Origin of the sequence: Bradyrhizobium sp. Mp27, from assembly GCF_029953005.1 — a bacterium.
GTDB classification, from domain to species: Bacteria; Pseudomonadota; Alphaproteobacteria; order Rhizobiales; family Xanthobacteraceae; genus Bradyrhizobium; species Bradyrhizobium barranii.
Genome location: NZ_JASAUS010000238.1, coordinates 1 through 7,665 on the forward strand (window position 1 = coordinate 1; position 7,665 = coordinate 7,665).

Genomic DNA, 7,665 nt, shown 5'->3' on the forward strand with positions numbered 1-7,665 from the left:
CGCCCTCCCGACGCAACGACAAAACCGTAAAGCCCCGCGTTCAGCATAACCCGGCAGGAATCCACTTAAATCCAGCGGGGCGCTGTCCAAACAACCGGGGCCAGCTCTGGGGAGTAACGAGAATGGCGCCAAAATTCGCAATTGATGTCGAGAGCGCGATCGGCAACACGCCGATGCTGAAGATCCGCGGACTCGACGACAACATGGCCGAGGTCTACCTCAAGCTCGAGCAATTCAATCCCGGCGGAAGCATCAAGGATCGGATCGCGCGAACGATGATCCGGGAGGCGGAACGCCGCGGTGATCTTGGTGCGGGGACCACGATCGTAGAAAGTTCCTCCGGCAACACCGCCATCGGCCTTGCCATGCTCGGCACATTGAAGGGCTACCCGACCTATGCGATCTGTGACCGCAACGTGCCGGTTGCGAAACTGTGCCGGATTCAGGCGCTTGGCGGCAAGATCATCTATCTGCCGAGAACGCCGCCCGGTTTCGATTCCGTCGAGTTGCGGATCGCGCTTGCCGAACATCTGGCAAAGACCGTGCCCGGCTGCATCACCACGGCGCAGTTCTCCAATCCCGACAATCCGAAGGCGCATTACGAATCGACCGGTCCGGAAATCTGGGAACAGATGGATCACAGGATATCCGCGGTGGTCGCAGCAGTGGGAACTTGCGGGACGATCAGCGGTATTGGCCGCTTCCTCAAGGAGCGGGATCCGGCAATTCAGATTGTCGCCGCAGAGCCGGTAGGATCGACGATCTTCGGCGGCGAACGCGGAAACTTTCTCATCCAGGGCGGAGGCCTGAGCTTCACGCCGCCGAACCTCGACAGCCATGTCGTAGACGACAGTCACCGCGTCAGCGACGCCGACGCGATCGACGCCATCCATTGGCTGGCCCGCAGCAACGGCATGATGGTCGGCGGGACAGCCGGATGGGTCGTCCATACGCTACTGAACTTGGCGCGCCACAGCTTCGGGCCGAAGGACCGCCTGGTCGGCGTGCTGCCCGACGGCGCCGATCGCTACATCGACTCGCTCTATGAGCCGCGCTGGCTCGCGGCCAACCGCTTCTGCCTAACGCCGGCGCATTCGCGGACGGAACAGGATCCGCTGCTAGAGCCCGCATTGAGTTTCGGCTGCACGGTGGGCGGATGGGACGAAGCCGTTTCTTCCGATATCAGGATTCTGTATCGGGAGCTGGGCCTGACAGTTCCGGAGCAACAGCTTGCTCAAACCTGAAGACGACCGGAATTCCAGCCAGTCGAGGTTGAAACGGGCCAGATGCTGTCTGCAATCTGACCCGTGCCCAATCAACTCATTGCCCAATCGTCCGACCCCTTGATCCCAATGGTCCGAACGCTGATCGGTCAACACATACGTCCAGCTGGCGGCAAGCTGTTGGCGACAATCGAGTCCTTCCAGCAGCCTTTACGTCATCTTGACCGTACGCGTAACCGCGTTTCACCCGCCAATTCGTCGCGGGAGCGCGGACCGACCCGGATCTGGTGGAAGAAATCCTCCGAGCCAGCTGGATCATGTTCGCTGCTTTCGCTGGACGAGACGGGTCGGGTTCGGCAAGGCTCGCCAAGAGAGGAACTGGGTTCAGCTCTTATTTCCCGACGTCGCCAGCTAGGCCTGTTTGGCCTAAGCCAGCTAGCTAGCCTCCATCTAGGCCGTCTAGGTTTTCACCTAGGCGCCCTATGCGGAGTTCTAAGCAACCTTGGCCTTTGCCGCCTACATGGCCTACGCCATCTAAGCGCCCGCCGTCTAAAATGTCTTGGCCTACATGAGCTAGGCACGCAGACCCTAGACCGACATGAGCTACAGCATCATCACGTTTCACCTCCTTCCAGCAGTTAGACTGCGACACCCCGCTGCGATGCGGGTGTTCCGCGTACTGGACCTTTTGGCCCAGCGACCGTCATTGGCGCCGAAGGCGGGACTTGAACCCGCAGCCTGTCAGCAAACGAAAGGGAACGCATGTATATGGAAAGACAAGCTCCGTACCCCTTCCCAAGGGAAACGGCGGCCGCGCCTGGGTCTGCGCGCGCTACGTTTCAGGGGTCGGTAGACTTGCCGCCTCGACATGGCGTGATTGGGCGCACGACCATGCGAGAGCGTTTTGACCATTGCCTTCATCCTTTCTCGGCCTCCAGAAGCAGGATTTAGAATCCTGTGCGTCTGCCAATTTCGCCACTTCGGCATTTGATGCGCCTCGCAACTTTCACTGCCTTTGAAAAACCGGGCAAAGACCGTTGCGAGATTTCGGAAACGCAATGACATCCCGAATCTTGTCACTGCCAGTCAGGAGCGCCAGCAAACGATCGATGCCAAGTCCAAATCCGCCGATCGGCGGCGCGCCACAGGCAAGAGCGTCGATGAGGGCTCCGAACATAGAGCGACTTTCCTTCTTTGACAGCGACAGTTTGCTGAATACGGCGTACTGCAACTCCAAATCACTGATCAGCATTGAACCGCTGCCGATCTCCTCACCATTCATCACGAGATCAAAGGCGCGACCTTTCAGTGCAAGCAATTCGTGATTGCGCGCCGCCGCCAGCAGCGCGGTCGGATCCTGCGGTGCAGTGAACGGATGCGAAAACGCCTTCAGGCGGCCCTTCTCCTCGGAATTCGCCTCAAAAAGTGGAAAGTCGTAGATCCAGACCATCCTGCACGATCGCGGCCGCTGTGGGCGGCCTTGCAGCCATTGATACAGGTCTCGGGACAACTTGGCGTGGCTGTGCCAGTCGCCTTTTATCAACAAGCTGGCACCGGCGGCATAGCTCTGCGAAACCCTCAGAACCTTGGCGATGTCATCATGGTCGAGCCGAAAAGGAAACCGCATGTCCTGTCGAGCGTCTTGGTCAAGATAACCAACTACGTCCAACCGACGACGGGCAGCGATACTGGAAATCTCGGTGATCTCTCGCTGAGAGAAAACAAGACCCGACGGAAGGTCGCAGGTCATCAATTCGCTTTCGCGAGAACCATCGATCAGCTTGCAGGGCAATTGCCGAAATCGACACGCCAAACGCAGGTCCGGCTTATCGGACCCATAGAGCCGCTGAGCCTCCTGGAAAGACAGCCTTTCGACGTTGAGGTCTGCTCGCATACCAGCGACATCAAAGCAACACTGAAGCACCGTTTCGACCAAGCACATCATTGATGCCTCAGTTGCGAATGCGGCTTCCAGATGCAGCTGAGTAAATTCTGGCTGCCGGTTTACCCGTGAGTCTTCGTCCCGGAAGCACCTGCCCCATTGAAAATATCGCGAGACCCCGCCGATAGTCAGCAGATGACCAAACAGTTGTGGAGATTGCGGCAACGCATAGCGCAAGGCGGCGTCTCGCGAGCTGGTCACTATGAACTCGCTCGCGCCGGACTCGGATGGCGCCGCCAGAATCGGAGTCTCGACGTGGAGATAGCCATGGGAATCGAGAAGTTTTGAAACCTCTAGCCAAATCCGATGCCGAAGACGAAACACGTTCTGGAAGCTTGGATTTCGAAACTCAAGATAGCGGTAGCGCGAGCGCATCGCGTCCACGCCGTCCTCTGGAGGCGGCGACCCGGGCGGAGGCTGCGACGCAACAGCCAGACGCTCGACACTTCGGGCGATGAAGGACGTTTCTGTTCGGTGAACTTGAACGCGCACGACAGTCCCGACAGAAAGCTCTGGTCGTTGATCCATCGATGCCGACCATTCAACAACCACAATATCCCGCCCGTCGAACAGCGAAAATGTTTCATGGCCCGCATCGTGGTGCGTGACCCACCCTTCCAATACGGCCACATCTGCCTGGATCGAGATCGGTGTGGCAGCCTCCATCACGGCGCAGCCTCCCGCGTTACAACGAAGTTCCCAATAAACAGCGCGTCGATCTTGGTCTTCTGAAATGTTGCGACCGCCTGGGCTGGCGTACACACGATCGGTTCGCTGTCGTTGAAAGACGTATTCAAAACCAAGGGAACTCCAGTCATTTTATGAAAGCTAGAGATAACCTCGTGAAACAAAGGATTAGATGCCTGCCGAACGATCTGCAATCGGGCCGTTCCGTCACAGTGGAGCACCGCCGGTATCCGATCACGCCCATCGGACCTGGCTGGACAGGCGAACAACATGTATTCGTGACTGATCGAGGGGGTACCGAGCTCGAACCACTCTTCTGCATACTCCGCCAACACGCTGGGGGCGAACGGACGGAAGTCCTCACGGTGCTTTACTTTGCCATTCAACACTTGGCGCATTTCGGGCCTTCGCGGGTCGGCCAACAGTGAACGGTTTCCCAGAGCGCGCGGGCCGAATTCCATGCGTCCTTGGAACCAGGCAACGACCCTGCCCTCGGCGATCATACTGGCGGCTTCTTTTGCCACCGAGCCGCTTCGCCTCGGTTTGAGACCAACCTCGTTCAGAGCAGAAATGATCTCTTGGTCGCCGAATTCGGGTCCGAGATAAGGCGTCGGCGTGTTAAGATCCCGCCGGCCGCGGACCGTTGCATGATGCAGTAGAAGCGCCGCACCTATCGCGGTGCCGCTGTCATGTGGGGCGGGCGGGATGTAGATTTCTCGATACCGACGACCATCGTTGATGAGTGCGTTGGTGACGCAATTGAGCCCAACACCGCCGGCCACGCATAGCTGATCGAAGGGTACCAGCCGCCTCAGGCGGCGCAGCAGAGCAGTTACGGCCGCATCCGTCGCAGACTGTAAAGCGGCCGCGACGTCGGCATGATGGGTTTGCAGCACTCCACTTAGGTTGCGTTCGATACCGAAAGCCGACTCGAGCCCACTAAAATCCGGCAGGCGAAAACGCATCTTCTCTGCATCGACGGCATAGCCTTCCTCGCCCACCGCAATCAGCGATGCAAACTGGTCGGCGAAAGTCATTGGATTGCCGTAGGCGGCCAACCCCATGGTCTTGCAAGCGTCGTATTCGGAGAAGCCGAGATAAGTGCTGATCTTCTCCCATAAGAATCCGATTGAATGCGGGTATTCAATCTCCTCGAGTATCCTTATCGAGTCGCCTTCAGCGCAAGCGAGCGTCGAACAAGCGGATTCGCCGATGCCGTCGACGACAAGGATAGCTGCCGCGTCGAAACCGGACGGATAATAAGAAGACGCCGCATGCGCGAGATGATGCGGGACAAAGTGCAGAATGTCTGTCGCGTCCCGCTTGAGCACTCGACTGACCGCGCCTGCGACCTCATCGAGACGCGACTGAAATGTACGTTCCCCATGTATGTCACCCCACTGCCCCGGCACGCTCAACGGATCGGGTGCAAACTTCTTGCGGCGCTCCTTCGGACTGAATGAGTATGCGACAGCTTCCACATCGCCGGCTTCGATCCCAGCCTGCCGAAGACATGACCGGATTGCCTCTTCAGGCATTTCATGTGGATTACATACGTCCGCCGGCTTTGCATGCTTATGCCGATTGAATCGCTCTTCCTCGCATGCAGCCTCGACAATCCCGTCGACCACCACAGCTGCCGCAGATTCGTGATACACCGAGTTAATGCCGAGAATGTTCATAGCTCAGGCCGCCACGCACGGTTGTTTCCCGATAAACGACAACACCAAGCACCGGAGTGACCCGCCGCTCTTCTTGAACTCTGACATCGCGCAGGGAACGACTTCGAAGTTGCGCTTCTCAAGAGCTCGGCGCAGTTCTTGTGTGCAATTGTCCAGCAGAACCTTGCGCCCGACAACAACGTTGTTGCAGGCAAAATATCTTGTAGCGTCTTCCTCGCTAACGGCTAGCGCGCCAGGTACCGCGGTCTTCAACAGGGTCACGGACTCTTCGTCAAATGCTGGCGGATAGTAGATCACCGTACTCTCATCGAGGAATGCGAGTGCCATGGCCAGATGAAAGAAGCGGTCGTCGACTATCTTCAAATGCGCAAGAATTCGCAATTCTGGAATAAGTTCCTTTAAAGTGTCCAACGAGCGGAGGTCCGAACGAACTCCGTGACCGAAGATTGCGCGATTACCAAAGAATATCACGTCTCCAAGTCCCTCGAACGCGATGGACTGATCTAGCGGACGAATAGTGTAACCGCGCGCGCGAAACCAGTTGGTATAGTGCTCGACTTCGAGTACGCGCTCCCTGACCCGAAAATTGCTCGGGACGAAAATATTGTCGAAGACCAGACCAGCGTCGCCGGAAAACGTCATATCCGGGCATCTCGGGTCGGGGTCAACAAAATCGACGGTGTCACCCAGCGCTCGCAACACAGCAACAAAACTCGACCACTGTTGATGCGCCAACGCACGATCAACCTTGATCCCGAGGTCCATCCAGGGATTGATCACATACTCAATCTCGAAAAATGTGGGAGGGCACATGATACGATGCATACTAACCTCCGTAGCGCCGGGCGCGCGCAATCCTCGACGTGGCGACGAGTTGATCTCGGAGACCCCGAGCAAGATCCAGTCCTAGGTCTTGTCCAAAGCGATATATTGCGACGTGCTCGTCGTAGAGTGCATATTCCGATCGCCGCCCAACTACACGCACACCGTGACGGCCTACCGTAATGCGGACGTCGCCCGATACCCACGCATTGACGTCATCAATATACGCATCGAGAGACGCCCGATGTGGATCGAACCAACCGCCTTCATACACGAGCCGCGACCAAGCATTGTCGATCTGCGTCTTGAAAAGGTTTTGCTCTCGGGACGAGACGAACCGCTCAAGGTCTGCGTGCGCCGCAATAAGAATTTCTGCCGCAGCTTCGCGGTAGAGCGCCCTCGATTTCAAGCCCACCCAGCCATCCTCAACTGTGTCGACTGGAATTGACCTCCCCATAGCGTTCAGTCGATCCACAATTTCGAGCAAGCCAAGTTTCATGCCGTCAAGCGCCACGGGAACACCACTTGCAAACGAAACCACCAGATCGCTCGTCAAGGCGCCGCCCTCTCCTTGTTCAGCCTCCCCCCAACTCTCAAGCGGCTGGCGCCACGGATCTGCCAGTGGTCCCGCCTCTATCGAGCCCCCCCAGCAATTTTCGCTAACTGTATATCGATCCTGGTTCGCGCCGGTACGGCTGCCGAGCAACTCGGATACGCAGCGCACTTTGAGATGCCCGTTCAAGGTGAGAAGTGCAGCTTCAAACCGAACTTGATCGTTCCCGGCAAATCCATGTATCACCTGAGCATCGGTTGCATCGGCGAGTATCGCCACGCAAGCCTCCGCTATCACAGGCCGAGATAGCGCGGCCGAAAGAAAATATCCGCCCTGATATCGCGCGTTTGCCTTGATCGCCCGTCGAACGACTTCATCGCAAAACGTTGCTCTTAGATCGAGTTCGATCACGTCCCAGCCCGCGCCAGCGGCGAATGCAATGCTTGGCTTTGTCGAGTTTAGTACCGGCACGAATACGGTCGCGCCGCCTTGCAAGCAGCAGACGAGATCAACGAGGGGCGTGTGATAGTCGTCGTAAAAAACAATCAGCGTCCGGCCACAATTGCCCATATCATGCCTCAAGAGATCTCTTCGAAGAGAGATCTCTTCGAAGGCACAGACGTCAGATCTTTCGCATCGCAACTTTTAGCCCGTCTTATTCGCGAGAGGGCGCCTGAGAGGCTGGCGAGCGTGGTGTAAAGCGCTGATGCGGCGTAGGATTCGGTTGCGAAGCCACCCCATCACCTTCAACCGCGA

5 protein-coding genes are annotated in these 7,665 nt (G+C 57.5%); 1 reads left to right on the plus strand and 4 read right to left on the minus strand.

Annotated features, from left to right (window positions below):
* The first annotated feature begins 122 nt into the window (after nt 1-122).
* Nucleotides 123-1,244, plus strand: coding sequence for a cysteine synthase family protein (locus QJT78_RS46460; RefSeq protein WP_212491308.1), 1,122 nt, complete (start codon nt 123-125; stop codon nt 1,242-1,244).
* Between the two features lie 985 nt (nt 1,245-2,229).
* Here QJT78_RS46460 and QJT78_RS46465 read toward each other — a convergent pair.
* Genes QJT78_RS46465 through QJT78_RS46480 form a run of 4 tightly spaced genes read right to left on the minus strand, consistent with a single transcriptional unit; the run spans nt 2,230 to nt 7,491 of the window.
* On the minus strand, nt 2,230-3,831 hold the full coding sequence (locus QJT78_RS46465) for an amino acid--tRNA ligase-related protein (protein WP_281460683.1): 1,602 nt from the start codon (nt 3,829-3,831) through the stop codon (nt 2,230-2,232).
* On the minus strand, nt 3,831-5,534 hold the full coding sequence (locus QJT78_RS46470; RefSeq protein ID WP_212491306.1) for a carbamoyltransferase C-terminal domain-containing protein: 1,704 nt from the start codon (nt 5,532-5,534) through the stop codon (nt 3,831-3,833). Before QJT78_RS46470 ends, QJT78_RS46465 begins: the two co-directional genes overlap by 1 nt.
* Before the next feature lie 3 nt (nt 5,535-5,537).
* Complete coding sequence (locus QJT78_RS46475; protein WP_212491305.1) at nt 5,538-6,359, minus strand: arginine deiminase-related protein; 822 nt, start codon at nt 6,357-6,359, stop codon at nt 5,538-5,540.
* 1 nt (nt 6,360) lies between these two features.
* On the minus strand, nt 6,361-7,491 hold the full coding sequence (locus QJT78_RS46480) for an argininosuccinate synthase domain-containing protein (protein WP_212491304.1): 1,131 nt from the start codon (nt 7,489-7,491) through the stop codon (nt 6,361-6,363).
* Nucleotides 7,492-7,665 lie beyond the last annotated feature (174 nt).

What these genes read in the sequence shown, in the direction of transcription:
- QJT78_RS46470 (WP_212491306.1), bottom strand. Translation starts at nt 5,534, where the DNA reads ATGAACATTCTCGGCATTAACTCGGTGTATCACGAATCTGCGGCAGCT.
- QJT78_RS46460 (WP_212491308.1), top strand. Translation starts at nt 123, where the DNA reads ATGGCGCCAAAATTCGCAATTGATGTCGAGAGCGCGATCGGCAACACG.
- QJT78_RS46475 (WP_212491305.1), bottom strand. Translation starts at nt 6,359, where the DNA reads ATGCATCGTATCATGTGCCCTCCCACATTTTTCGAGATTGAGTATGTG.
- QJT78_RS46465 (WP_281460683.1), bottom strand. Translation starts at nt 3,831, where the DNA reads ATGGAGGCTGCCACACCGATCTCGATCCAGGCAGATGTGGCCGTATTG.